Annotated in this window: 22 protein-coding genes; 11 read left to right on the top strand and 11 right to left on the bottom strand. The window is 62.4% G+C overall.

The window, feature by feature from the left end:
* Positions 1 to 7 precede the first annotated feature (7 nt).
* Positions 8 to 436 (bottom strand): 50S ribosomal protein L13, encoded by a 429-nt coding sequence (gene rplM / locus CLU90_RS22190; protein WP_010393282.1) that lies wholly within the window; start codon positions 434 to 436, stop codon positions 8 to 10.
* A gap of 225 nt (positions 437 to 661) precedes the next feature.
* Here rplM and CLU90_RS22185 point away from each other — a divergent pair, with 225 nt between their 5' ends.
* Positions 662 to 1,084 carry an OsmC family protein gene (locus CLU90_RS22185; RefSeq protein WP_034749235.1) on the top strand — a complete coding sequence of 141 codons (423 nt, stop codon included), beginning with the start codon at positions 662 to 664 and terminating at the stop codon, positions 1,082 to 1,084.
* A gap of 102 nt (positions 1,085 to 1,186) precedes the next feature.
* Here the strand turns inward: CLU90_RS22185 and coq7 are convergent, their stop codons facing one another.
* Positions 1,187 to 1,831, bottom strand: a complete 645-nt coding sequence (gene coq7, locus CLU90_RS22180; RefSeq protein ID WP_046683453.1) for a 2-polyprenyl-3-methyl-6-methoxy-1,4-benzoquinone monooxygenase — start codon at positions 1,829 to 1,831, stop codon at positions 1,187 to 1,189.
* A gap of 87 nt (positions 1,832 to 1,918) precedes the next feature.
* Complete coding sequence (locus CLU90_RS22175; protein ID WP_072456731.1) at positions 1,919 to 2,350, bottom strand: hypothetical protein; 432 nt, start codon at positions 2,348 to 2,350, stop codon at positions 1,919 to 1,921.
* A 147-nt stretch (positions 2,351 to 2,497) separates the two neighbouring features.
* Here CLU90_RS22175 and CLU90_RS22170 point away from each other — a divergent pair, with 147 nt between their 5' ends.
* From CLU90_RS22170 to CLU90_RS22155, 4 genes are all read left to right on the top strand, one after another.
* On the top strand, positions 2,498 to 3,277 hold the full coding sequence (locus CLU90_RS22170) for an ATP-binding cassette domain-containing protein (RefSeq protein WP_100429537.1): 780 nt from the start codon (positions 2,498 to 2,500) through the stop codon (positions 3,275 to 3,277).
* 3 nt (positions 3,278 to 3,280) lie between these two features.
* On the top strand, positions 3,281 to 4,477 hold the full coding sequence (locus CLU90_RS22165) for an ABC transporter permease (RefSeq protein ID WP_092716808.1): 1,197 nt from the start codon (positions 3,281 to 3,283) through the stop codon (positions 4,475 to 4,477).
* Between the two features lie 158 nt (positions 4,478 to 4,635).
* Positions 4,636 to 5,529 (top strand): ABC transporter ATP-binding protein, encoded by an 894-nt coding sequence (locus CLU90_RS22160; RefSeq protein ID WP_100428915.1) that lies wholly within the window; start codon positions 4,636 to 4,638, stop codon positions 5,527 to 5,529.
* A gap of 10 nt (positions 5,530 to 5,539) precedes the next feature.
* Positions 5,540 to 9,118, top strand: a complete 3,579-nt coding sequence (locus CLU90_RS22155) for an ABC transporter permease/M1 family aminopeptidase (RefSeq protein ID WP_100428914.1) — start codon at positions 5,540 to 5,542, stop codon at positions 9,116 to 9,118.
* A gap of 51 nt (positions 9,119 to 9,169) precedes the next feature.
* Here the strand turns inward: CLU90_RS22155 and CLU90_RS22150 are convergent, their stop codons facing one another.
* From CLU90_RS22150 to CLU90_RS22135, 4 genes are all read right to left on the bottom strand, one after another.
* Positions 9,170 to 9,550 (bottom strand): hypothetical protein, encoded by a 381-nt coding sequence (locus CLU90_RS22150; protein WP_139178436.1) that lies wholly within the window; start codon positions 9,548 to 9,550, stop codon positions 9,170 to 9,172.
* 143 nt (positions 9,551 to 9,693) lie between these two features.
* The gene (locus tag CLU90_RS22145; protein ID WP_100428913.1) at positions 9,694 to 11,157 is read right to left on the bottom strand and encodes a catalase; all 1,464 of its coding nucleotides are present in this window, start codon (positions 11,155 to 11,157) and stop codon (positions 9,694 to 9,696) included.
* A gap of 93 nt (positions 11,158 to 11,250) precedes the next feature.
* On the bottom strand, positions 11,251 to 11,907 hold the full coding sequence (locus CLU90_RS22140; protein ID WP_100428912.1) for a DsbA family protein: 657 nt from the start codon (positions 11,905 to 11,907) through the stop codon (positions 11,251 to 11,253).
* Between the two features lie 136 nt (positions 11,908 to 12,043).
* Positions 12,044 to 12,913 (bottom strand): MBL fold metallo-hydrolase, encoded by an 870-nt coding sequence (locus tag CLU90_RS22135; RefSeq protein ID WP_092716796.1) that lies wholly within the window; start codon positions 12,911 to 12,913, stop codon positions 12,044 to 12,046.
* 281 nt (positions 12,914 to 13,194) lie between these two features.
* Between CLU90_RS22135 and CLU90_RS22130 the strand changes: the two genes are divergently transcribed.
* The 3 genes from CLU90_RS22130 to CLU90_RS22120 all read left to right on the top strand — a co-directional run bounded on the left by CLU90_RS22130 (position 13,195) and on the right by CLU90_RS22120 (position 16,876).
* Entirely contained in the window at positions 13,195 to 14,646 is a 1,452-nt protein-coding gene (locus CLU90_RS22130; protein WP_175539388.1) for an alkaline phosphatase, read from the top strand.
* A 29-nt stretch (positions 14,647 to 14,675) separates the two neighbouring features.
* Positions 14,676 to 16,076 carry an alkaline phosphatase gene (locus tag CLU90_RS22125; protein WP_092716794.1) on the top strand — a complete coding sequence of 467 codons (1,401 nt, stop codon included), beginning with the start codon at positions 14,676 to 14,678 and terminating at the stop codon, positions 16,074 to 16,076.
* Between the two features lie 74 nt (positions 16,077 to 16,150).
* On the top strand, positions 16,151 to 16,876 hold the full coding sequence (locus CLU90_RS22120) for a hypothetical protein (RefSeq protein ID WP_100428911.1): 726 nt from the start codon (positions 16,151 to 16,153) through the stop codon (positions 16,874 to 16,876).
* Between the two features lie 78 nt (positions 16,877 to 16,954).
* On the opposite strand, the gene CLU90_RS22115 is transcribed toward CLU90_RS22120, so the two are convergent.
* The 3 genes from CLU90_RS22115 to dprA form a co-directional block, all read right to left on the bottom strand.
* Positions 16,955 to 19,615 carry a DNA topoisomerase III gene (locus CLU90_RS22115; RefSeq protein WP_092716789.1) on the bottom strand — a complete coding sequence of 887 codons (2,661 nt, stop codon included), beginning with the start codon at positions 19,613 to 19,615 and terminating at the stop codon, positions 16,955 to 16,957.
* Positions 19,616 to 19,888: 273 nt separating this feature from the next.
* Entirely contained in the window at positions 19,889 to 20,353 is a 465-nt protein-coding gene (locus tag CLU90_RS22110; RefSeq protein ID WP_034749287.1) for a DUF494 family protein, read from the bottom strand.
* A 94-nt stretch (positions 20,354 to 20,447) separates the two neighbouring features.
* The gene (gene dprA, locus CLU90_RS22105) at positions 20,448 to 21,551 is read right to left on the bottom strand and encodes a DNA-processing protein DprA (RefSeq protein ID WP_100428910.1); all 1,104 of its coding nucleotides are present in this window, start codon (positions 21,549 to 21,551) and stop codon (positions 20,448 to 20,450) included.
* Between the two features lie 307 nt (positions 21,552 to 21,858).
* Here dprA and def point away from each other — a divergent pair, with 307 nt between their 5' ends.
* From def to CLU90_RS22090, 3 genes are all read left to right on the top strand, one after another.
* Positions 21,859 to 22,401 (top strand): peptide deformylase, encoded by a 543-nt coding sequence (gene def, locus CLU90_RS22100; RefSeq protein ID WP_092716785.1) that lies wholly within the window; start codon positions 21,859 to 21,861, stop codon positions 22,399 to 22,401.
* Positions 22,402 to 22,633: 232 nt separating this feature from the next.
* Positions 22,634 to 23,593, top strand: a complete 960-nt coding sequence (gene fmt, locus CLU90_RS22095) for a methionyl-tRNA formyltransferase (RefSeq protein WP_100428909.1) — start codon at positions 22,634 to 22,636, stop codon at positions 23,591 to 23,593.
* Between the two features lie 15 nt (positions 23,594 to 23,608).
* Complete coding sequence (locus tag CLU90_RS22090; protein WP_092716780.1) at positions 23,609 to 24,511, top strand: LysR family transcriptional regulator; 903 nt, start codon at positions 23,609 to 23,611, stop codon at positions 24,509 to 24,511.
* On the opposite strand, the gene CLU90_RS22085 is transcribed toward CLU90_RS22090, so the two are convergent.
* Positions 24,512 to 24,919: a tautomerase family protein gene (locus tag CLU90_RS22085; protein ID WP_100428908.1), complete on the bottom strand. Its 408-nt coding sequence runs from the start codon at positions 24,917 to 24,919 to the stop codon at positions 24,512 to 24,514.
* Positions 24,920 to 24,996: the final 77 nt, after the last annotated feature.

Raw genomic sequence — 24,996 nt, 5'->3', positions numbered from 1 at the left:
CAGTTCCTTAGAGAACAAGTGCTTTAGGTTGCTGAGCAGCGTGCGGATGGGAACCTTCCGCGTACACTTTCAGCTTCTTGATCATTGCGTAGCCGAGTGGGCCTTTAGGCAGCATGCCTTTGACCGCTTTCTCAAGCGCGCGACCTGGAAAACGCTGTTGCATTTTCTGGAAGTTGGTTTCGTAGATGCCGCCTGGATAGCCAGAGTGACGGTAGTAAATTTTCTCAGTAGCTTTGGTACCGGTCACACGCAGTTTGCCTGCGTTGATGACGACGATGAAGTCGCCGGTATCGACGTGAGGAGTAAATTCTGGTTTGTGTTTGCCGCGCAGTCGGAGTGCCACTTCGCTGGCAACACGTCCGAGGACTTTGTCCGTCGCGTCAACCACGAACCAATCGCGCTGGACTTCATGTCCTTTAGCGGAAAATGTTTTCATGTTGACTTCCTAATAGATTACACGCTCAAATGGTGGTTCCGACGATGTTGCTGTTCGGACTCTGCCTTATTTACTTTTCCTGAGCGAACGGAAAGCCGACAAGTATAAGCGGCTTTGCCTTGCCGCGTCAAGCCGCAATCGAGGCCGGCTGCGGCCCGGCGGGCGGCACATGGATGGGCATTCCTCTATTACAATACAAAACGCTTACAATTTTCGGAGAGTACGATGGAATGCAAAGTCAGCTGGAATGGCCCGTCGGGCATGAGTTTTCGGGCAGAAACGGGTTCCGGCCACCTGGTGACCATGGATGGCGCGCCCGATGGCGGCGGCCACAACCTGGCGCCACGCCCCATGGAAATGGTCTTGCTGGGCACGGGCGGCTGCACCGCCTATGACGTGGTGCTGATCCTGAAACGGGGCCGCGAAGCCGTCAGTGGCTGCGAAGTAACCCTGAAGGCCGACCGCGCCGACACCGATCCGAAAGTATTCACCAAGATCCACTTCCACTTCACCGTGCGGGGCAAGGCACTGAAACCGACGGCCGTGGAACGGGCCGTGGCCTTGTCGCATGACAAATATTGCTCGGCGTCGATCATGCTGGCGAAAACGGCGGAAATTACGCACTCCTTCGAAATCATCGAGGAGTAGGTCGGATTAGCGGGGCAAGGCCCCGCGTAATCCGACGACACCGCAAGCGCCAACAATGTTGTCGGATTACGGCCGGCGGCCTAATCCGACCTACCCGACCTGTCAGATGTAATAGGCGGTTTTTGTCATCACTTTACCCATCAGCCCCATCAGCGCCTTCACGGGCGCCGGGGTGTCGATGGCGCCCAAACGCTGGGCGGCGGCGCCGTGCTCCACCTCGTCGATGGCCATCTGTTTCACAATGGCGCGCGACTTGGCGTCCTGCGGCGGCAACTCTTCCAGGTGGCTGGCCAGGTGCGCTTCCACCTGGCGCTCCGTTTCCACCACAAAACCCAGGCTGCGGCCGTCGCCCATGCGCGCGGCAATGGTGCCCAGCGCAAACGAACCGGCATACCACAGGGGATTGAGCAGGCTCAGACGCGAGCCCAGCTCCGTCAGGCGCTGCGCCGTCCAGGCCAGGTGGTCTTCCTCTTCGCGTCCCGCTTCGTCGAACTGGGCGCGGATGGCCGGGCTGTGCGCATAGCGCGCCTGCGAGTTGTACAGGGCTTGCGCGCACACTTCGCCCACATGGTTGACACGCATCAAGCCGGCGCTGTGGCGCTGTTCGGCCGGACTCAGCTCCGCATCGGGCGCATGCGCGGCCGGCGTGGGGCGCGAGGCCGAGGCCACGCCCGCCATGACGCGCAGGGCCTTGTCGGCGCCGACAATCAAACGATCCAGGGGGTCAAAATGGCGGTTCGCGGTCATCGTGGCTATGCTCATGAGTAGTAAAGCATGAATTATAGGACGATAGCGGCCAGCCGTCCCCACGCCGCGCGCAGGGGGATCGGGGCTTTATTGACTTGTGCGCGCTTTTTCCTGCTCGATCCAGTCCACCACGGGGCCGACGGCGTCCAGGCCGGACAGGCTTTTCGCCACGCCCAGGTTCAGTGAAATCAGGAAGGAAATGCTGTCGACGGGAATGTCCGGGCAGTGCTGGGCAAACGCGGCGCGAAAACGCTCCGATTGGAGCACACGCAAGACTTTCTCGCCGCTCATGAACTGCAGCACGCTGGCGATGCTGTGCCCGCCACCTATCGAGTGGTAGATAAACCGGTTGTACTTCGCGTCGATCTGCTTGAAATCGAGCGTTTCCTCCGTCATCAGGCCGGCCAGGTAGTACAGCCCCAGGCTGACGCGGAAGAAACCGATGGCTTCGGCACTGGTCATGCCGGCGCGGGCCACGGCCAGTACCTTGTCCTGCATCGCCTGATCGATCGTTTGCATTGCACTCTCCCGCGCCGTCCTCGGCGCCCACCGGGCCAGCTTGCATGAAGATGCTGTTTTTTTCAATAGACCAAACGATATTTCCACCTTGCAAGTTACATTTTTTGCATGCTACTCTCGTCCTTCACCATTGAATGGATGAAGCACATGATAGAGGTCAAGCACCTGGCAAAACGTTTCCGCATGCCGCCCCACAAGGGCAAGGGCGTGCACGTCAGCGATCCGCGCGAACACGATGGCTGGTTCCACGCCGTGCGCGACGTCAGTTTCAGCTGCGCCCCCGGAGAAGTGCTGGGCCTGCTGGGTCCGAATGGGGCCGGCAAGACGACCACCCTGCGCCTGCTGTCGACGGCCTTGCAGGCGGACGCGGGCAGCGCCCTCGTCAACGGCGTCGATGTCTTGCAGCAACCGCTGGTGGCGCGTCAGAGCATCGGTTTCCTGTCCGGTTCGACGGGCTTGTACGGCCGCCTGACGGCGCGCGAAAACGTGGAATATTTCGGCCGCCTGCACGGCATGCCGGGCGACAAGCTGAAGCGCCGCTGCGACGAGCTGTTTTCCCTGCTGCAGATGGAGGAATACGGCGGCAAGCGGGCCGATCAATTATCGACGGGCATGAAACAGAAATGCGCGATCGCCCGCACCGTCGTGCACGAGCCGCAGGTGGTGATCCTCGACGAACCAACCACCGGGCTGGACGTGATGTCGGCCAAGATCCTGCTCGACTTCATCGCCAGCTACAAGGCGCTGCGCGTGCCGCTGATCTTTTCCACGCACCACCTGCACGAGGTGGAAAAGCTGTGCGACCGCGTCTGCATCATCAACCGCGGCACCACCGCCTTCAACGGCACGGTCAACGAACTGCGCCACCTGGGCGGCAGCGCGGACTTGTACGACGCCTTTGTCAGCGTCATCAACCAGGGAGCCTGAGCCATGTGGACCATTTATCTGAAAGAGTTGCTGGAACTCACGCGCGACCGCAAGACGCTGATTTTCACCATCCTCATCCCCATCTTCGCCATGCCACTGATCTTTGGCGGCTTTGCTTATGTTTCCAGCAATATGTTCAAGAACGCGAAAACGGCGGAAATGCGCTACGCCCTGTTCGGCAAGGACCATTCGCCGGGCTTGAGCGCGCGCTTTGCCCAGCAGCACAAGCTGCGCGAAGTGCCGCTGGCCAGCGAGGGCGACATCCGCCGCGCCATCGGCGACGACACGATCAAGTTTGCCGTCGTCATTCCGCCCCATTTTGAAGAGTCGCTGCGGCAACAGCAGCAAGCCAAGGTCACCCTGCATTACAACAGCGCCAGCACGGTCGACGTGACCCAGCAGCGGGTGCGCGAGATCGTCGAAGCCTACAACGCCAGCCTGCGCGAAAGCGCGCTGTCGGCACTGAACCTGAGTCCGGCCCAGCTGGCCTTTGCCCTGCACCCCATCGTGCTCGACAAGCAATCGACGGCCAACGAGCGCGAGCAGATGGGCGCCATCGTCGGCGGCATGCTGCCGTATCTGCTGCTGATGGTGTGCCTGACGGCGGCCATGTATCCGGCCATCGACCTGGGCGCGGGCGAAAAGGAGCGGGGCACCCTGGAAACGCTGCTGCTGGCCCCGGTGCCGCGCAGCGCCATCGTGGTGGCCAAGTTCCTCGTGCTGTTTACCGTCGGCATGACCTCGGCCGTGCTGATGGTGGGCAGCATGGGCGCCCTGCTGGCCATCTTCGGCAGTTCGCTCGAAGGCAACATGGCCGTCATGGTACGCAGCATCGGCTTGCCCGACCTGGCCATGGTGACCCTGATGCTGGTGCCAACGGCCGCCATCTTCGCCTCGATGCTGCTGTCGATCTCGATCTATGCGAAAAGCTACAAGGAAGCTGCCGGCATGATCACGCCATTGATGCTGTTCGTCATCCTGCCCACGGTGGCGGCCATGCTGCCAGGCGTCGAACTGAACTGGATGTGGGCCATGGTGCCGCTGACCAACGTGTCGCTGGCCATGAAGGAGCTGGTCAAGGGCACCATGGATTACCGCATGTTCGGCGTGATCCTGGCCTCGACGACGGTGATCGCGGGCGCGCTGCTGATGCTGTGCCGCTGGTGGTTCAATCGCGAATCCGTGTTGTTCCGCAATTAGGTGCGTGGCGGGGCGCCATCCACCCCGCCCGGCTGCACTCTGGGCACGCGAAAATGCCGTGTATCGCATGCAACTGCCCAGTACGTCTTAAATTCAATACAATGCCAGCATAGAGTAGCCTTGTAGCATCGGGCAGCAACGCATGAGTCAGGAGTTGTATGGAATTGCAGATCCGCAAATTGTCGAAAACCTACGCGAATGGCGTGGTGGCGCTGGATAACGTGTCGCTGACGATACCGCCCGGGATGTTTGGCTTGCTGGGCCCGAACGGCGCCGGCAAGTCGACCCTGATGCGCACCCTGGCCACCCTGCAGGAGTGCGATTCCGGCTCGGTCTTCTTCGGCGACTACGACGTGCTCGACGACAAGGACGAGATCCGCCGCATGCTCGGCTACCTGCCGCAAGACTTCGGCCTGTACCCGAAGGTGACGGCCTACGAGCTGCTCGACCACTTCGCCACACTGAAAGGGCTGTCGCAGCGGGCGCGCCGGCGCGAAGTCGTCGATGGCCTGTTGCAGCAAACCAATCTGTTCGACGTGCGCCACCAGCGCCTGGGCGGCTTTTCCGGCGGCATGCGCCAGCGCTTCGGCATCGCGCAAGCGCTGCTGGGCGACCCGAAGCTGATCATCGTCGACGAGCCGACGGCCGGCCTCGACCCGCAGGAGCGGGTGCGCTTCCATAATCTGCTGTCCGACATCGGCGAAGACAAGACGGTGATCCTGTCGACCCACATCGTGTCCGACGTGGCCGACCTGTGCGCCAACATGGCCATCATCAACAAGGGCCATTTGCTGCTATGCGGCAAGACCCAGGAACTGATCGACGAAGTCAGCTGCAAGATCTGGGCACGCTTTGTCGACAAGAAAGAACTGGCCAGCTTCCAGCAGCGCCATGCCGTCATTTCCACGCGTTTGCTGTCGGGCCGTACCCTGATCCACGTCTACAGCGACGACGACCCGGGCGACGACTTCGAGGAAGCCATCGGCGACCTGGAAGACCTGTATTTCGCCACCATTGCGGGGCGCCACCGCGTCGCCCCGCAGTGCGACTGAGGGGACGGCCATGTTTGCCATCGCCCGCTTTGAAGCGCGACAGCGACTCAAGCTGCTGTCGACCTGGGTGTATTTCGCCATGTTCCTGGCCTTGGCCATGCTGTGGATGGCGGCCGCCGGCGGCGTCTTCAAGGAGGCGAGCATCAGTTTCGGCGGCAAGTTCCTGATCAACGCACCACGCTCGCTGGCGTTCACGTGCAGCGTGCTGGGCTGCTTTGGCGCCGTGGTGGTGGCGGCCATGATGGGCCGCTCGGTGCAGCAGGATTTCGAATACGGCATGCAGCATTTCTTCTTCAGCGCGCCGATCAGGAAATACCAGTACGTCTTCGGCCGCTTCCTCGGCGCCTATCTGGTGCTGGCCGTGGTGTTTTCCAGCATCGTGATCGGTGCCTGGCTGGGCGCCTGGCTGCCCGGCATCGACCCGGAGCGGCTCGGGCCGCAACGGACGCTGGCCTACCTGATGCCGTATGTGTTTACCCTGCTGCCCAACCTGTTCATCTTCGGCGCCATTTTCTTCGTCATCGCGGCCCTGACGCGGCGCATGCTGCCCGTGTACATCAGCTCGGTGGTGATGCTGATCGGCTACCTGGTGGCGCCGTCGCTGGCGCGCGACCTCGACTACAAGACCCTGGCCGCCCTGATCGACCCCTTCGGCACGACGGCGTTGATACGCCTGACGGAATACTGGCCGAACGCGGAGCGCAACGCGCGCCTGGTGACCCTGGAAGGCGTGTACCTGCTGAACCGCGCCATCTGGTCGGGCTTTGCCCTCGTGGCCTTGCTGCTCGGCTACTGGCGCTTCCAGTTCCACGCAACGACGGACGCGGGCGCCGCCAGGCGCCGCAGCGAGGGCGAGGCGCCGCAGCGCCTGTCGAACGCCTCGCTGTCCACGCAGGAAGCGCCCGACTTCGCGCAGCGCAACCTGGCCACCCTGCTCTTCAAGATGAGCTGGCTGAACCTGCGCGAAACCATCAAGAACATCTATTTTGTCGTCATCGTGCTGGCCGGTGTGCTGACCATGTATGCGGGCGCGCTGGACATGGGTTCCATGTACGGCACGAATACCTATCCCGTGACGGAAAAGGTGCTGGACATGGTCAGCGCCTCGTTCGCCCTGTTCATGCTCATCATTACCACCTTCTACGCGGGCGAGCTGGTGTGGCGCGAACGGGAAGCGGGCACGTATCAGATGCTCGACGCCCTGCCCGTGCCGAACTGGCTGCCCCTGCTGTCAAAGCTGTTGGCGCTGGTCGGCCTGCAAGCCTTGCTGAGCCTGATCATCATGCTGTGCGGCATGTCGATCCAGGTCTTCAAGGGCTATTACCGCCTCGACCCCGGCCTGTACGTGGAATCGCTGTTCCTGTCGCACCTGCCCTACTATGCGCTGGTGGCCGTGCTGGCCATCTTCGCGCAGGTGCTGATCAATCAGAAATACCTCGCGTATTTCGCCATGATTCTGTACCACATCGCCAGCATCAGCTTTTCCTCGCTGGGCCTGGGCGACCCGCTGCTGCTGTACGGCAGCACGCCGGAAGTCGTGTATTCGGCCATGAACGGCGCCGGCCACTTTGTGTTGCGCGAGCGCTGGTACTTGCTGTACTGGAGCGGCGCGGCCGTCATGCTGACGGTGTTGTCGCTGCTGTTCTGGCCCCGCGGCGCGCAGGACAGCTGGCGCATCCGCCTGCGCCTGGCACGCCACGGCCTCACGCATGGCGTGCTGGCCAGCTTTGCGGGCGGGGCCCTGATCTTCGTCGGCGCAGGCGGCGTGCTGTTCTACGTTTTCCACGTGGCCAACGATTACCAGTCCGAATTTTCCCGCGATGCGGACCGCGCCAGCCTCGAGCGCCAGTACCGCAAGTTTGCCGCCACGCCGCAGCCGAGAATCACGGACGTGAAACTCGACGTGGCCATCTACCCGGCGCAGCGCACCCTGGCCGTCACGGGCCGCTACCTGCTGCAAAACAAGACCGGCCTGCCGATCAGCCACATTTTTGTGCAGCAAGACCCGACCGCCACCATGCGCCTGCGTTTCGACGCGCGCGTGCATCCGGGCCTCGACGACGGCAAGCTGGGCTTTTACAGCTACCGCCTGGCCGCGCCGCTGGCGCCAGGCGCCACCCTGGGCCTCGATTTCGACGTCCGCTATGCGCCGCGCGGCATCTTCGGCCTGGGCCAGGACACGCCCGTGGTGGCCAACGGCACCTTTTTCACGAATGCCGTGCTGCCGCACATCGGCTACCAGCCGCAGCAGGAATTGACGGACCCGCGCGACCGCAAGAAACACGGTCTGCCGGCGCGCGAACGGGCCTTGCCGCGCGATGATGCCAAGGGCCTGGCCGACAATTACGTGAGCAACGACGCCGACCGCATCAATTTTGACGCCACCGTCAGCACCGTCGACGGCCAGACGGCCATCGCGCCAGGCATGCTGGACAACGACTGGATCGCCAAGGGCCGCCATTACTTCCATTACACGCTGGACCAGCCCATCCTGAATTTCTACGCCTTCCAGTCGGCCCGCTACGCCGTCAAGCACGAGCGCTGGCAAGACGTGGCCATCGACGTGTACTACCATCCCGGCCACGAATACAACCTCGATCGTTTCGTGCGCGGCAGCAAGGAAGCGCTCGATTACTACACGAAGAACTTCGGCCCCTACCAGCACAAGATCCTGCGCATCGTCGAGTTCCCCCGCTACGCCACGTTCGCGCAATCGTTCCCGAACACGATCCCATACTCGGAAGGCCTGGGCTTCATCGCCAAGGTGGACGACAAGAACCCGAAAGACATCGACTATCCGTTCTACGTCACGGCGCACGAAGTGGCGCACCAGTGGTGGGCGCATCAATTGGTGGGCGGCAATACGCGCGGCGCCACCGTGCTCAGCGAAACCCTGGCCGAATATTCGGCCCTGATGGTGATGAAGAAAACCGTGGGACCGGCCAAGATGCGCCGCTTCCTGCGTTATGACCTGAATCAATACCTGATGGGGCGCAGCGAAGAACGCAAGAAGGAATTGCCGCTGGCCGAAAATGAAAATCAGACCTACATCCATTACAACAAGGGCAGCCTGGCCATGTATTTGCTGCAAGATATCATCGGCGAAGACAAGGTCAACGGCGTGCTGCGCGACCTGCTCAAGACCTATGGCCAGAAAGGCCCGCCGTATGCGAGCGTGACGGCCCTGATTGCCGGCTTGCGCCAGGTCACGCCGCCCGAGCAGGCTTATCTGATCGACGACCTGTTCGAGAAAATCGTGCTGTTCGACAATCGCGCCCTGTCGGCCACGGCCACCAGGCGCAGCGACGGCAAGTACGCCGTCACCATCAAGGTGCAGGCGGGCAAATTGACGGCCGGCGAACAGGGCGAGGAACACGACGCGCCCCTGCACGACTGGATCGAGATCGGCGTCGACGATGCGAATGGCCATCCGCTGCTGCGCGAGCGCCTGCGCATGACGGCCCGCCAGGCGAGCTATACCGTCATCGTCGGCAGCCGCCCCGGCAAGGCGGGCATCGATCCCGACAACAAGCTGATCGACCGCAAGCCGGACGACAATATGGTCACCGTCGAGCTCGAAGAACCGTGACGAACAATGGCCGCCTGTGCATACAGGCGGCCACTTCGGTATCGTTGGGAGTCAGGCGGCGGAGCGCGTCACCAGGCTCAGGCTGATGCCCATTTCCGTCAGGTGCTGCATGTCGGCCAGCGACAGGTCGAGCGGCGCGTCGACCGTGTCGTCGCCGTTCAATTCCAGTTGCAGCTCGGCCACGATGCGCGGCATCGTGAACGTCACGCCGCGCGAGCGGCATTCGGCCAGGTAGCTGCGTATGCGCGATGGCAACACTTGCGATTTGGGTGCCTGCGCGATCAGCACTTCAAAGCCGGAATCGAGATGCACGCGATTCGCGCCCTTCGCCTCGCCCTTGCGCCATTGCCGTTCCGGATCGGTGGGCAAGACTTCGAGGATGGATTTGAGCGTGGGGTCGTCCCCATGCACCGACAGCTTCGCCATATTCATAGTGCAAGACCTTCTAGTCAGATCAGACCGACAAGTCTACGCATGGGCGGCAAATATGTCCATACGGCAATATTTAATATCAAGCGCTCATTTGTGCTGCATCAACAACAGGCGGAACAGGATTGTTCCGCCTGCCACACACGCTACAGCGCCACGCCGCGCGCCTGCAGGGCGGTCCGCACGCCGGCGCCATAGGCTGGATCGGCCTGGTCGAAGTGCCCCAGTTGACGCTGCAAGGTTTCCGGACGCACCAGACTCAAGGGACCGGCCAGGTTGTCGAACAGGTTCTGCTTCGCCTGGTCAGACATCAAACGGAACAGATTGCCGGCCTGCGTGTAATCGTCTTCCACGCCGCGTCCATCGTAGCGCGCCGCGCCGCCATCGAGTGCCAGCGCCCCCTCGCCATGGCCCAGCCCTTGCGGCGCACTGCCCGCCGCCGCCACGTTCGCGTAATTGCGCGCCGCGCCGCCATTGTGGATCGCCATGCCGCCGTCGCGCTGCTGGTTATGGAAGGGGCAGCGGGCCGCATTCACGGGCAGGTGCTGGTGGTTCGTGCCGACGCGGTACAGCTGGGCGTCGTGGTAGGCGAACAGCCTGCCTTGCAGCATCTTGTCCGGCGAGTAGCCCATGCCCGGCACGGCGTTGGCCGGCGAAAAGGCCGCCTGCTCGACTTCCGCGTGGTAATTGTCCGGGTTACGGTTCAGCTCGAAAATACCGACGGGCAGCAGCGGGAAGTCCGCGTGCGGCCACACTTTCGTCAGGTCGAACGGGTTCCAGCCCGTGCGCTGCTCCCATGCATCGAGTTGCTCCTGCGTCGCCACCTGCAGCTTGACTTCCCACTGGGGGAAATCGCCGCGTTCGATGGCGCCGAACAGGTCGCGCTGGGCGTAGTCGGGGTCGGCACCGGCCAGGCGGCCCGCTTCCGCGGCCGGCAGATTCTTGATGCCCTGGCGCGTCTTGAAGTGCCATTTCACGTACACGCGCTGGCCGTCCGCATTGATCAGGCTATACGTGTGGCTGCCGAAGCCATCCATGTGGCGGTAGCCGTCCGGCGTGCCGCGGTCCGAGAACAGCATGGTGACCTGGTGCAAGCTTTCCGGCGCATGGCTCCAGAAATCGAACATCATTTCGGCCGATTTCAGATTGCTTTGCGGATCGCGCTTTTGCGTGTGGACGAAGTCGGGGAACTTGATCGGGTCCTTGATGAAGAACATGGGCGTGTTGTTGCCAACCAAGTCCCAGTTGCCCTCTTCCGTGTAGAAACGTACGGCGAAACCGCGCGGGTCGCGTTCCGTGTCGGCACTGCCGCGTTCGCCGCCGACGGTGGAAAAGCGGGCGAAGGTGGCCGTCTGCTTGCCCACTTCGGCAAACAATTTGGCCTTGGTGTAGCGCGAAATGTCGTGCGTGACGGTAAAGGTGCCGTAGGCGCCCGAGCCTTTGGCGTGCACGACGCGCTCGGGGATGCGCTCGCGGTTGAAATGCTGGAGTTTTTCGATCAGATGGAAGTCTTGCAGCAGCAGCGGGCCGCGGGGGCCGGCGCTGAGGGAATTCTGGTTGTCGGCGACGGGGATGCCCGAGGCGGTACTGAATGGCGGCTGTTGGCTCATGGCTGCTTTTCCTTCGTTGTTGACTAATGGAACTAGTGTAACGAGGTCAACAACAAAGGAAAAGCTAATTGATTTTATCGATCCGATAGCTATTTACAATGCGCACCCTTGCGCATCGCATACGCCGCCAAGCTGCGCCTGCAACTTCGCGGGCTGGCCCAAAAAGCCGCCGATATCGATCACGGACAGCTTGCCGCTGCCATCGTCGAGCACGAAGGTAGGAAAACCCTGGCCGCCCACCTGCGCCAGCAAGGCGCGGCTGGCGTCGATGTGCCGCTGCGTGGCGGCGCCCGCCTGCCGCGCATACTCGGCCTGGAAGGCCACCCCGTCCATGTCCAGCTCTTGCACCAGCGCCACCAGCACGGGCACGTCGGCGATGCGCAAGCCGTCCACGTAATGGGCACGCTGCACGCGCTGCAGCATGTCCAGGCCCTTGCCGGCCAGGACTTCAGCCGCCAGGATGGCCGTGATCGGCGGTCCGGAATCCATCATGGCCGTCGTGTCGTTCAGCAAACCATTCATATAAGCTTCGCCAAACGGCTGGCCCGACAATTGCTCGATGCGTCGGTCGTGCGGCAGCACGTAGCCGCGCCACTCGGGCGTGATCTGGCGGCGATTGCTGCCCGTCATCATGCCGCCGCCGTGGAACGCCACCGTCAGGCCGGGTACGGCGCGCGCCGCCTCGAGCAGCGGCGCGGCGCCGTAGCACCAGCCGCACAGCGGGTCGAAAATGTAGTGCAGTGTGGGCATGACTCTATCCTTTATAAAACTGAAACAGATGACTTGCAAAAACCGTAGCGAGCGGCGCTAGTTCTGGCAGAGAAGCGCAACTGTGCTAGAGCACAGTGAGCATCGCAGGCCGGAAATCGCGTCGCGCAGTAGGTTTTTACCATTTCATTTCGCCTTTGGCGACTTTTGCGCTAGTTTCCAGGGCGCCCTCCAGGCCCGCCTTCGGATAGCGCATTTTCATCGCCTCGATCAGGGCGGCCGAATTGGCGGCCTTGGCCGTTTCCGCTTCAAACGTCACCACGTAGTCGCGCGTATAGCTGATGCTGTCCGGCGTCAGGGGCGAGCCGACCTTGAAGTGGCCGGGCACGACGGTGACGGGGTTCAGGGCGGCGATGCCATCGAGAGTCTTGAGCCAGTCCTGGCGCGATTGGGCGCTTTGCGTATCGGCCATCCACACGTGCAAGTTACCAAACAGCACCACGCCGCCGACGACAGCCTTGATCGATGGAATCCACACATAGGTGCGCGCTGGCGTCGGGCCGGCGATGTCCAGCGACTGCCCTTCCAGGGCGATGCGCTTGCCCGTCAACGCTTCGGGAATGACGATGCTTTTCGGCGCATTGTCTTTCAGGATAGGGCCCCAGTAGGCGACCTTGGCATCGGCCTTGCGGCGGATTTCCGCCACGGTTTCTGGCGTGGCAACGATTTTCGCCTTCGGGAAGGCGGCCTTGATCACGTCGAGGCCAAAATAGAAATCGGGATCGCTGTGGCTGATGTACACGGTCGTCAGTTTCTTGCCGCTGGCGCGGATCTTCTCCACCAGTTTTTGCGCTTCGGCGCGCGAAAACTGCGCATCGATCAGCACGGCGTCATGCTTGCCCGCCACCAGCACGGAAGCGACGGGGAAGATGGCCTCTTCGCCCGGGTTGAATACTTCCAGGGTCAAGGGGGCGCTGGCGGCGGCCGAGGCGGCACCGGCGGCAAACAGGGTGGAAACAAGAACGCTGCTGATGGATTTGGAGAACATGATGTGCCTTCACAAGATGGTTGGGATGAGTGCATCTTACGTTGCTCGGTTCGGTAGAAAAACCCGATAAACCGCAATAGTTTGTTGCACAATTCGGTGCAATCGTCGATTCGGCAAGCGATGTCGGCTACGGCACGGTGTATTTTCCCGTCAATGACGTGCGCGAAAGCCACGCGGCCGGCGACAACGTGGCGCCGTTACAAAACGTGTCACAGCGTCATGATGGTGTCACATTGCATTGCTATCTTGCTAGCTCTTTCAAACCTAGCCGGATGAACCACATGACACGCAGAAAAATTTCCGTCGCTGGCTGCAGCGTCGCCATTACCCTGATGCTGGCCGCCTGCGGCAGCGATGCCAAAAAAGAAGACGTGGTGGCCGAAGCGCCGCCGAAAAACGTCATCTTCTTCCTTGGCGATGGCATGGGCCTGACCACCATGACAGCCGCGCGCATCTATTCGGTGGGCGAAGACGGCGCGCTGACCATGGACACCCTGCCGGAAACGGCCTTCGTCAAGACGTTCTCGAACGATGCGCAAGTGACGGACAGCGCGCCATCGATGGCCGCCTACATGACCGGCGTCAAGATGAACAATGAAGTCATCTCGATGTCGGCCAACACGGTCGCCATCGATCCGGGCACGGATGCAAACGGCAACAAGCTGGTCAACAAATGCGGCACCGGCAACGGCACGCCCGCCACCACCTTGCTGGAACTGGCCAAGGCCAAGGGCTTCGCCGCCGGCGTCGTCAGCACGGCGCGCGTGACGCACGCCACGCCAGCGGCGACTTACTCGCACATCTGCCACCGCGACCTGGAAAACGATATCGCCGCAGCCCTCGTGCCTGGCGGCACGGGCTACAACAGCGCGCTGGGCGCCACCGGCCTGGAAGTGGTCCTCGGTGGCGGCGCACAATTCTTTACGCCATTCAAGAGCGGCGGCAAGCGTTCCGACGACCGCGACCTGGTGGCCGAACTGAAGGCGAAGAGCTACACGGTCGCCAACAACGCCACCGACTTCAAGGCCGTCGATCCGGCCAAGACGGACCGCCTGTTCGGCGTGTTTACGTCCAGCCACATGAGTTACGACCTGGACCGCGATGCGGCCAAGGAACCTAGCCTGGCGGAAATGACCACCAAGGCCATGGACGTGCTAGCCAAGAACAAGAAGGGTTATTTCCTGATGGTCGAAGGCGGCCGCATCGACCATGCGCTGCACGAAACGACGGCCAAGAAAGCGCTGCAAGACACCGTCGCGTTCGACAACGCCATCAAGGCCGCCATCGAAAAAGCCAAGCTCACCGATCCGACCCTGGCCAATACCCTGATCGTCGTCACGGCCGACCATGACCACACCCTGGTGCTGAACGGCTACGCCAAGCGCACGGGCAAGACGGCTGCCGGCAACCCTGGCGTGCTGGGCGTGGTGAAGAACTACGTGACCGGCGCGGTCGAGAAAGACCTGGACGGCGCACCGTATTCCATCATCGGCTTCGGCAATGGCGAAAACCGTACGCAATCGAGCCGCGCCGCCATGGCCAGCCTCGACGAAACCGTCACCAGCGCCAATGCCTACCACCAGGAAGCGGTAATCCGCACCTCGGCCGGCAATGAAACCCACGGCGGCACCGACGTCTTCCTGGGCGCCATCGGCAAAGGTTCGGAAACCTTCCTGGGCACCATCGACAACACCAAAGTATTCGGCCTGGTCAAGACGGCCGGCGGTCTGTAATCATCAAGACATCAGAACTGGACAAGCACATGAAACATGCATTGAAACTCTCCTTGTTGACCACGCTCGTGGCCGCCAGCGTTGCCAACGGCGCCTACGCCGCCGACGCCAAGAACGTCATCTTCTTCCTCGGCGACGGCATGGGCCCGTCCGTCGTGACGGCCGCGCGCATCTACCAGTACAAGGAAGACGGCAGCCTGACGATGGACACGCTGGAACGCACGGCGCGCATCAAGACGTTCTCGAACGATGCGCAAACGACGGACAGCGCGCCATCGATGGCCGCCTACATGACCGGCGTCAAGATGAACAATGAAGTCATCTCGATGGCACAGGAAACGATCGCCAAAGAGCCCGGCCGCGATGCCAACGGCAACCTGGGCGTGGACAACTGCCCGGCCGGCGGCAAGAGCGTGCCGACCATCCTGGAACTGGCGAAAGCCAAGGGCAAGGCCGTGGGCGCCATCACCACCACGGAACTGACGCACGCCACGCCGGCGACGACGTTCTCGCACATCTGCAACCGCAATGCGCAATACGCGATCGCCGCGCAAGCGGTGCCAGGCGGCGCGGGCTACAACGCCGCCCTGGGCGATGGCGTCGACGTGCTGATGGGTGGCGGCCGCAACCACTTCACGCCTTGGTCGACCAGCAACAAGTATGGCCGTGCCGATGGCCGCAACCTGCTGACGGAATTTGCCGCCAAGGGCTACACCGTGGCCGCGACGAAAGCGGAAATGGCGGCAGCGCCAAGCGGCAAGAAATTCATCGGCCTGTACAGCACCCGCAGCCACCTGGAATATGAACTGGACCGCACGGCCACGCCACCGCTGGGCGAAGGCGCGACCCAGCCTAGCCTGTCGGAAATGACCCTGAAGGCCATGGACTTGCTGTCGAAAAACACGAACGGCTACTTCCTGATGGTCGAAGGCGGTCGCATCGACCACGCCTTGCATGGCATCAACGCCAAGCGCGCGCTGACGGACACCATTGCCTTCGACGACGCCATCAAGGCGGCCATCGCCAAGATCAAGGAAACCGATCCAAAGCTGGAGAACACCCTGATCGTCGTCACGGCCGACCATGACCACACCCTGGCCTTCAACGGCTATGGCAAGCGCGGCAATCCTATCCTCGACATCAACCGCGGCTACAAGGACAACCAGCCGAGCAAGGATGCCGATGGCAATACCTACACCACCCTGGTGTTCGGCAATGGCCCGAACCGCCCTGACCTGCGCAGCAATGTCGACAGCGCCACGGCACTGAAAGACAACTACCTGCAAGAAACAGGCGTGCGTCTGGCCAGCGAAACCCACGGCGGCGGCGACGTCAAGCTGCTGGCCACGGGCGCCGGCGCCAAGGCCTTCAAGGGCACCCTGGACAACACCAAGGTGTTTGACTTGCTGAAGGCGGCCTTCGGCTTCTGATCCACATCAACACGGTAACCCCACCGGGGCGGATGGCGTATGCCCTCCGCCCCTCTGCACGTAAAGGCCACACCATGAAATCGTCCCTGATCGCCGTCCTCCTCGCCGCCGGCTTTGCCGCCGGCGCGCAAGCCGCTCCTGCAACCCCTTCGGCTCCCGCCGACCTGGACCTGGGCATCACCTACTACAGCCGCGTCCTCACGCCGGAAGGCGTGACGCGCGAAAGCCGCTACGAAGAAAAGATGCTGCGCCGCCCCGGCCACGTGTGGGTCGAGCGCGTGCTGGCGCCGTCGACGGACGCGCATGCGGGCCACAACCACGGCGAGAACACCAAAGTGGCACTGAAGGCCACGCAGCATGAACACAAGCACTTCAATCCCGTGTTGATCCCCCGCCACGTGATGCTGGAAAAGAACACCGTGCGCGTGGAATACATCGATGCGCACGACAAGATCGTCGTCTCCATCCCGAAAGCCGAATACGAAAACGTCAATTTCGACGGGTCCTGGGAAAACAGTTTTTACCTGCTGGACCCAAAACTGGTGACCGCCATGCCGCTGTCGAAACAGGCGTCGAACGTGACGGGCGCGCGCTGGCGCGAAGTGGAAAAGAATGGCGTGTTCCAGCGCATCCTGTGGGATGAGCAAAAGCAGATTCCGCTGATCATCGAAAGCGGCGACCGCGCGAATACCTTCTACCGCCGGGTCGACGTCAAGCTGCAGCCGACCGTCAGCAAGGCGCAGCCGTGGGCGAATTTGCAGAACTACGCGCAGCGCGAGTATTCCGACTACCTCGACTAAGCGTCAGACTAACGCCAAGAAAATCGGGACGTAAAAAAAGCCAGGGACGTCCCTGGCTTTTTTGTGGCTGGCGCCCGATTACTCGGCCGCTGCCGCTTTCTTCGCCGGCGCCTTCCTGGCGGCCGGCTTTTTCACCGCCGCCGCTTTCTTCGCTGGCGCCTTTTTCACGGCTGCCGCTTTCTTCACGGCCGTTTTCTTCGCTGGCGCCGCGCCTTCTTCGCCTTCGACCTCGGCCGCCTTCGTCTTGGCGCCCGGCTTGGCCTTGCGCTCTTCAAACTCGAAGCTCACCTTGCCATCCTTGCCGCGCACGAGGAAAGCCTTGAACGGGCGACGGGTACGCTGGGATACAAAGCCCGGCAACAAATCCGTCTTGCCATCGTTGAGCAGTTTTGCCATTTGTTCCGGCAAGATTTCCTGCTGCAAGATGATGCGGCCGCTGCGGAAGTCGCACGTCTTCGGCTTGGCCACGCTGTGTTCGCACACATAGGCCAGGCCCATTTCATACACGCCGGCATTGCACTTGGGGCAAGGTCCCACGGGCGTCTGGCCCGTGAAATCGACGCCTTCGCCATCTTCGCTCTCGTCGTTCTGGCCGAAATCGAATTCCAGCTTGAAATTCTTGATCTCTTCATCGCGCACGATGCGCAAAATGGCGGCGAACGGACGGCCCATCTTCGAGCGGAAACCTTGCAGCGGGCCGATGGTGCGGTCCTTCAGCAATTGTTCCACTTCGGCGATTTCGAACTGGCGCGAACCCGGCGTCTTGCTCATCGAGAATTCGCACTTGGTGCAGGCGAAACGGCGGTAGTTTTCCTTCACCACGCCGCCGCAATTCGGGCATGGCGTTTCCAGGGTAGCGTAGTCGCCGGGAATCGTGTCGTTGTCGTATTCCTTGGCGCGCTTGACGATGATTTGCGTCATCTGCGCGATTTCACGCATGAATTCTTCGCGCGAAATCTTGCCTTTTTCCATCTGCGACAGCTTGTATTCCCACTCGCCCGTCAGCTCCGGCGCCGTCAATTCGTTGACGCCCAGGCCTTTCAACAAGGTCATCAGCTGCGACGCCTTGGCCGTCGGAATCAGTTCACGGCCTTCGCGGATCAGATAGCGTTCCGTCAGCAAACCCTCGATGGTGGCCGCGCGCGTCGCTGGCGTGCCCAGGCCCTTGCCGGCCATCGCATCGCGCAGCTCGTCGTCGTCGATCAGCTTGCCAGCGCCTTCCATGGCCGACAGCAACGTTGCTTCAGTGAAGCGCGCTGGCGGCTTGGTGACCAGGCCGTTGGCGCTGACGCTTTCCGTCTGCACTTTCTCGCCCTTGGCCACTGGCACCAGGTTGCCGTTGCCATTGCTTTCCTTGTCCGCGTCCGTCGACGCTTCCTTGCCGTAGATGGCCAGCCAGCCCGGATTGGTCATGACCTTGCCTTCAGTCTTGAACTGATGGCCGGACACTTCCGTGTAGCGCGTGGTGACCTGGAATTCCGCAGGCGGGAAGAACACGGCCATGAAGCGGCGCGTGACGAGGTCGTACAATTTTTGTTCCGGCTCGGACAAATTCTTTGGCGCGATCGTCGTCGGGATGATCGCGAAGTGATCCGAGATCTTCGTGTTGTCGAAGATGCGCTTGTTCGGCTTGACCCAGCCCTTGTCGATAATCTGCTTGGCGAACTGGTGGTAGTTGCTGTTTTCCTTGACCGTTTCCAGCGCCTGCAGCACGGTCGGCATATAGTCTTCCGGCAGGTGGCGCGAATCGGTACGCGGATACGTCAGCACCTTGTGCTTTTCGTACAGCGCCTGGGCCAGGCCCAGCGTGTTCTTGGCCGAGAAGCCGAAACGCGAGTTCGCTTCGCGCTGCAAACTGGTCAGGTCGAACAGGCCCGGCGCCATCGAGGTGGTCGGCTTCGATTCTTCCGTGACGGTGCCTTGGCGGCCGCGGCAGGCGGTGGCGATCGAGTCGGCAGCGGTCTTGCTCCACAGGCGCTCGGCGCGCTTCTCGGGATCGTTCTCGTCCTTCTTGAACTTCGTGTCGAGCCAGCGGCCTTCGTAGATGCCGGCCGCGCAGACGAATTCGGCGCGCACTTCCCAGAAGTCGCGCGGCACGAATTTTTTGATCTTGTCTTCGCGTTCGACGACGATGGAAAGCGTCGGCGTCTGCACGCGGCCCACGGTCGTCAGGTAGAAGCCGCCCTCTTTCGAATTGAACGCCGTCATGGCGCGCGTGCCATTGATGCCGATCAGCCAATCGGCTTCCGAACGGCAGCGGGCCGCGTCGGCCAGCGGCAGCATTTCTTCGTCGCTGCGCAGGTGCGCGAAACCGTCGCGGATGGCGCCCGGCGTCATCGACTGCAGCCACAGGCGCTTGACCGGTTGCTTGGCCTTGGCGTTTTGCGCGATCAGGCGGAAAATCAGCTCGCCTTCGCGCCCCGCATCGCATGCGTTGATGAGGGTGGAAACGTCTTTACGCTTGATCAGCTTGTTTAATACTTTGAGGCGCGCTTCCGTCTTCGGGATGGGATTGAGCGCGAAATACGGGGGAATCATCGGCAAGTGCGCGAAACTCCATTTGCCGCGCTTCACGTCGAATTCTTCCGGTACGGCGATCTCCAGCAAGTGGCCAACCGCCGACGACAGGACGTATTCATCCGATTCAAAGTACTCATCGTGCTTGGTAAAGCCGCCAAGCGTCTTCGCGATATCGTTCGCGACAGAAGGCTTCTCGGCGATGATGAGGGTTTTTGTCATATTTTTTAGTCTCGAAAAATGCTCTAGGATAGTTTCAGCATGCGCATCATACAGTGCATTGCCAGGCGCCGACGCTTTTGTCTGCGCAAGGCCTTGTGACTTGTGGTCTTGTCAAGCGGCCAATGATAAGCGCCTAATGAAGAATTCGGCAAGTTATCTGCAAGCAAGAATGCGCCAGCGCAAAAACAATGGCCTGGCGTGCGCGGTGTCGCAGCATATAGTAAGGGAGATGGCGCGGCAGTGGCGCCAGGTGCGGCCAGGGGCGTTGATATATTAGTGCAGCAGGCGCGGCGGGAGGTCTTCATCGTCGACGAACAGGTCGTCGAACATCAGCGCATCCGGTTCCTTGCCTTGGCTCCACAGCAGCATCAGCACGATGACTTTCAGCTTGCCCAGCGACACGGGCGCCTCGTCGAGCGCCAGCGCCCGTTCGATGACGATTTCGCGCTGCAGCGGCGAGAGCACCTTGGCGCTTTCGAGGAACTGGATGAAACCGATGGCGGCCGTGCCCAGCACGTCGCTTTCCTGCTGCACATAGAAACGCGTGCCCGTGGAACTGGCCGTCAGGGTTTGTTCGACGCCGGCCATGGCGTTCAAGTCCGTCAGCCACACGAGCGCTTCGGAAATCTCCACGTCGTCGAAACCGACGGCCGACAGTTTGCGCGCCAGGACTGCCGGCTCGGGGCAGGCATCGGGGCGATAGTAAGTCTCGTAGAGGTACACCAGGATATCGAACATGGCTCTACTCTAGCAGCTAAGTTCGCTAAGGCACAAGGGTGCGCACCGACAAAGCGCGCCCGTGCTGCAAGGCCGCCACACAAGTGACAAGCTGTCATTTGCAGCGTTGAAACAGTCCTCCCGGCAAGCGTTCCACCCTCCCCGCCAGCTCCAGCGCCAGCAATTCGCCCATCAGCGCGCCCATGGCCAGGCCGCTGCGCGCGGCCAGGGTATCGGCATCGACGGGATCGTGGCCCAGCGCGGCCAGCAGCGGCGTCTCGTCTTCCACCGCTGCCGGCACGGCGGGGACGCCACCCAGCCACTGCAGCTCTTGCAGCACGTCATCGGCCGACTCGACCAGCTTGGCCCCCTGCTTGATGAGCGCATGGCAACCCTTGGCCAAAGTCGCATGAATGGAGCCGGGCAAGGCATACACGTCGCGTCCCTGCTCGCCGGCCAGGCGCGCCGTGATCAATGAGCCCGATTGCGCGGCCGCCTCGATCACCAGCACGCCGTGCGCCAGGCCGCTGATCAGGCGATTACGGCGCGGAAAGTTCCCCGGCATGGCCGGCAAGCCCAGCGCGTACTCGCTGACGATGCAGCCTTGCTCGGCGATTCTTTGCGCCAGATCAAGGTTGCGTCGTGGATACACCAGATCGGCGCCCGTGCCGATCACGGCCACGGTCGCGCCCGCGCCGCGCAAGCCGCCTTCGTGCGCCTGCGTGTCGATGCCCAGCGCCAGCCCGGAAATGATGGTCAGGCCCGCCGTGCTGAGCGCGTGCGCAAACGCGGCCGCATTCTGCATGCCTTGCGCGCTGGCATTACGACTGCCGATGATGGCCACGCCGGGGCGCGACAGCAGTTCCGCCCGCCCCCGCACATATAACAAGAGCGGCGGATCGGCGATTTCCAGCAGCAGGGGCGGATACGCGGCATCGGCCAGGGTCAGCACGGCATTGCCGGGCCGCTGCAGCCACTGCAGGGTAAGCGCGAGCTGGCTGTTGGCCACCGGCTTGGGCGGCTGCACGATGGCGCGCGCCACGCTGGCCGGCACCACTTCGCGCAAGACCTCGAATGGAGCGGCGAAGATTTGCGGCGGCAAGCCGAAGCGGGCCAGCAAGGTGCGCGCCGCCACCGGCCCCACGCCGGGCAGGTGCTGCAGGCGCAGCCAGCCCGCCAGTTCCGTGGCCGTGTCCACCGTCGTTGCAATTGCATGCATGGCAACCTCGCTGTGTACTGTGCCATCCCATGCTAGCGCCATGGCACGGACGCGATACCGACGCGCGCAACAATGCGTGCAATGGCGCTGCAAAACGGCCCGCCGTCCACAGGGTAAGGGGCGTCTGTGATAAAATTTCCCTTTGCAGCAAACTAATCGACGCACTGGCAAACGCATCTGCCGCGCCGTTGCGCCATACGCGCCCAACCGTAGCGTACCCAAAAATAAAATAGCCCTGCCATCGTCCGCATGGCCCAGGCATGAATAATCCGGCGCACCGGCGCCCACCTTAACCAGTCGAATCCGTATGTCCATATTAAATATCCTGCGTTACCCCGATCCTCGCCTGCACACGGTCGCCAAGCCCGTCACCGAATTTGACGCGCGCCTGCAAACCCTGATCGACGACATGGCCGAAACCATGTACGACGCCCCTGGCGTCGGCCTGGCCGCGTCGCAAGTGGACGAGCATATCCAGATGATGGTGATCGACATCACCGAAGAGAAAAACCAGCTGCAAGTGTTCATCAACCCGGAAATCACCTGGGCCAGCGAAGAAAAGCAGGTCTACGACGAAGGCTGTTTGTCCGTGCCGGGCGTCTACGACGGCGTCGAGCGCCCTGCCCGCATCAAGGTGCGCGCCCTGGACCGCCACGGCAAGCAGTACGAACTGGAAGCCGATGGCTTGCTGGCCGTCTGCATCCAGCATGAGATGGATCACTTGCTGGGCAAGGTATTCGTCGAATACCTGTCGCCGCTCAAGCGCAACCGCATCAAGACCAAGATGATCAAGGAAATCCGTGGTCTCGAGCGCGAAGCGAGCTTGCGTGCGCAGAACCGCCGTTTCTGAAAACACCTGACCAAACCTACTGCGCGTCGCGACTTGCGGCCTGCGATGCTCACTGTGCTCAAGCACAGTTCCGCTTCTCAGCCACAATTCGCTTCCGCTCGCTACGGTTTTGTAAGGTGTTCAAGGAGTTTTTGCAGTACAGCTGATAGACTAAGCAGCAACAGTCGTCGTTACACCACGCCAGCCTGGCGCCTTCGGGCGCGGGCCTGCGCACCTCACGTCAAGGAACCATATGAAAGTGATCTTCGCAGGCACGCCTGAATTCGCCGCCACGGCCCTGAAAGACTTGCACGAAGCGGGATTCGAGATTCCGCTGGTGCTGACCCAGCCCGACCGCCCTGCGGGACGCGGCATGCAGCTGCACGCCTCGGCCGTCAAGCAGTATGCGCAACAGCACGGCATCGAGGTGCTGCAGCCGCTGTCCTTGCGCATGGACAGCAAGGACCCGCAGCGCGCCGCCGAAGCGAAAGCGGCCCACGAACGCCTGCTGGCCACGGACTACGACGTGATGGTGGTGGCGGCCTACGGCTTGATCTTGCCGCGCAGCACGCTCGACATCAAACCCTGCATCAATATCCACGGTTCCTTGCTGCCGCGCTGGCGCGGCGCCGCGCCGATTCATCGCGCCATCGAAGCGGGCGACGATGAAACGGGCGTGACCATCATGCAGATGGAAGAAGGCCTCGATACGGGTCCCATGCTGGCCATCGAGCGCATGCCCATCGAAGCGGGCGACTCCACCGGCACTCTGCACGACAAGCTGGCCGCCCTGGGCGGCAAGATGATCGTCGAGACCCTGCGCAAGATGCAGCAGCAGCCGCTCGAAGCCGTGCCGCAGCCGGAAGCGGGCGTCACCTACGCGGCGAAAATCGCCAAGGAAGAAGCGGCGCTCGATTTCAGCATGTCGGCGCTGGAACTGGGCCTGAAAATCCGCGCCTTCAATCCGTTTCCCGGCGCCTGCGGCCAGGTCGACGGCACCACGATCAAGATCTGGGCCGCCGAGGTAATCGAAGCGGACAGCAAGGAAGCGCCTGGCCAGGTGCTGGCGGCCGACGCCCAGCACGGCATCGTCGTGGCCTGCGGCAATGGCTCCTTGCGCCTGACGGAACTGCAAAAACCGGGCGGCAAGCGCCTGCCCGCAGCCGAGTTCATCAAGGGTTTCCCCCTCGAAGGCAAGCGTTTCGCTGAATAGCGGCAAGACGCGCCCATGGACCAGCTGACCGCCCTGCGCGCCCTGCGCCGCGTCGTGGAACTGGGCAGCTTCACGGCCGCCGGCGCCGCGCTGGGCATATCCCACTCCATCGTCTCGCGCCAGGTGCGCCAGCTGGAAAGCCAGCTGGGCGCCCAACTGCTCAACCGCACGACGCGCCGTTTCGCGCTGACGGCCGCCGGCCAGGAATACTACCTGGCCAGCCGCGACATCCTCGACGCCCTCGACGCGGCCGACCGCGCCGTCGCCATGCACCAGGCGCAGCCGTCCGGCAGCCTGCGCATCAATGCGCCGATGGCCTTCGGCACCCTGGAACTGGCCGCCTGGCTGCCCGATTTCAGCCGCCAATATCCGCACATCCACATTGATCTCGTCTGCAATGACCGCATCGTCGATCTGATCGACGATGGCTTCGACGTGGCGCTGCGCCTGGCGCGCGGCTTGCCCGATTCCACCCTGGTGGCGCGCCAGCTGGCCAGCAGCCGCACGGTGGCCGTCGCCTCGCCCGCCTACCTGGCCCGCCATGGCCATCCGGCCACGCCGCAAGACCTGGTCCGGCACAATTGCCTGATGTACACCTCCGGCGACAAGCCGGCGGAATGGTCATTCACCGATGGTGACGGCGCCGCCCACAAGGTGGCCGTGCGCGGCAGCCTGCAAGCCAACACCAGCGTGGCCTTGCGCGAAGCGGCCGTGGGCGGCATGGGGATTGCCGGCGCGGCCGCCTTCATCGTGCGCGACGCGCTGCGCAGCGGCCAGCTCGTGGAAGTCTTGCCCGGCTACACCTTGCGGCCGCGCACCCTGTACGCGCTGTATCCGCACAGCCGCCAGCTGTCGCCCAAGGTCAGGGCCTTCATCGATTTTTCCGTGCGGCACTATCAAGATCGCCACTGGGATTGATCACGGCTGCTGCAGCGCCTTGCGCACGGCGCGGAACTGCTGCGTCAAGCCGCCGTAGCCCCAGGCCGCCTGGCGCGCATCGTGCACGTGGATGTAGCTGACGTCATGCACGGCGCCGAGATACTGCTGCATGGCGGCGAACACGGCGGCGATATACGCGGCCTTTTCCGCCGCCGTATTCGTTTCATCGCTGATCAGGATATCGAGGAAAAAACTGGCCTTGCCATGCGCCTGCAAGGATGGCCCGCCGACGAACCAGTGCGCCGCGTCAAGATGGCTGATCGCCACCGACGTCAGTTCGGGCGCCTTGTGCAACAGTTGCGCCGTCAATTGGCTCAGGGTGGCGGCGATGGCGGCCGACTGGCGCGCATCGGGTGGCGTGGACAAACGCAGGTTCAGGATGGGCATGGGATGCTCCGCAAGTGGATGAAGCTCCATTCTAGGCAGGCGGAAGGTAAAACGGCAGCCTTCGCCTGGCACAGGAT

This window comes from Janthinobacterium sp. 67 (assembly GCF_002797895.1).
Lineage (GTDB): Bacteria > Pseudomonadota > Gammaproteobacteria > Burkholderiales > Burkholderiaceae_D > Janthinobacterium.
The sequence above is the reverse complement of the archived record's forward strand: the minus strand, read 5'-3'. Positions and strand labels throughout refer to the sequence as shown.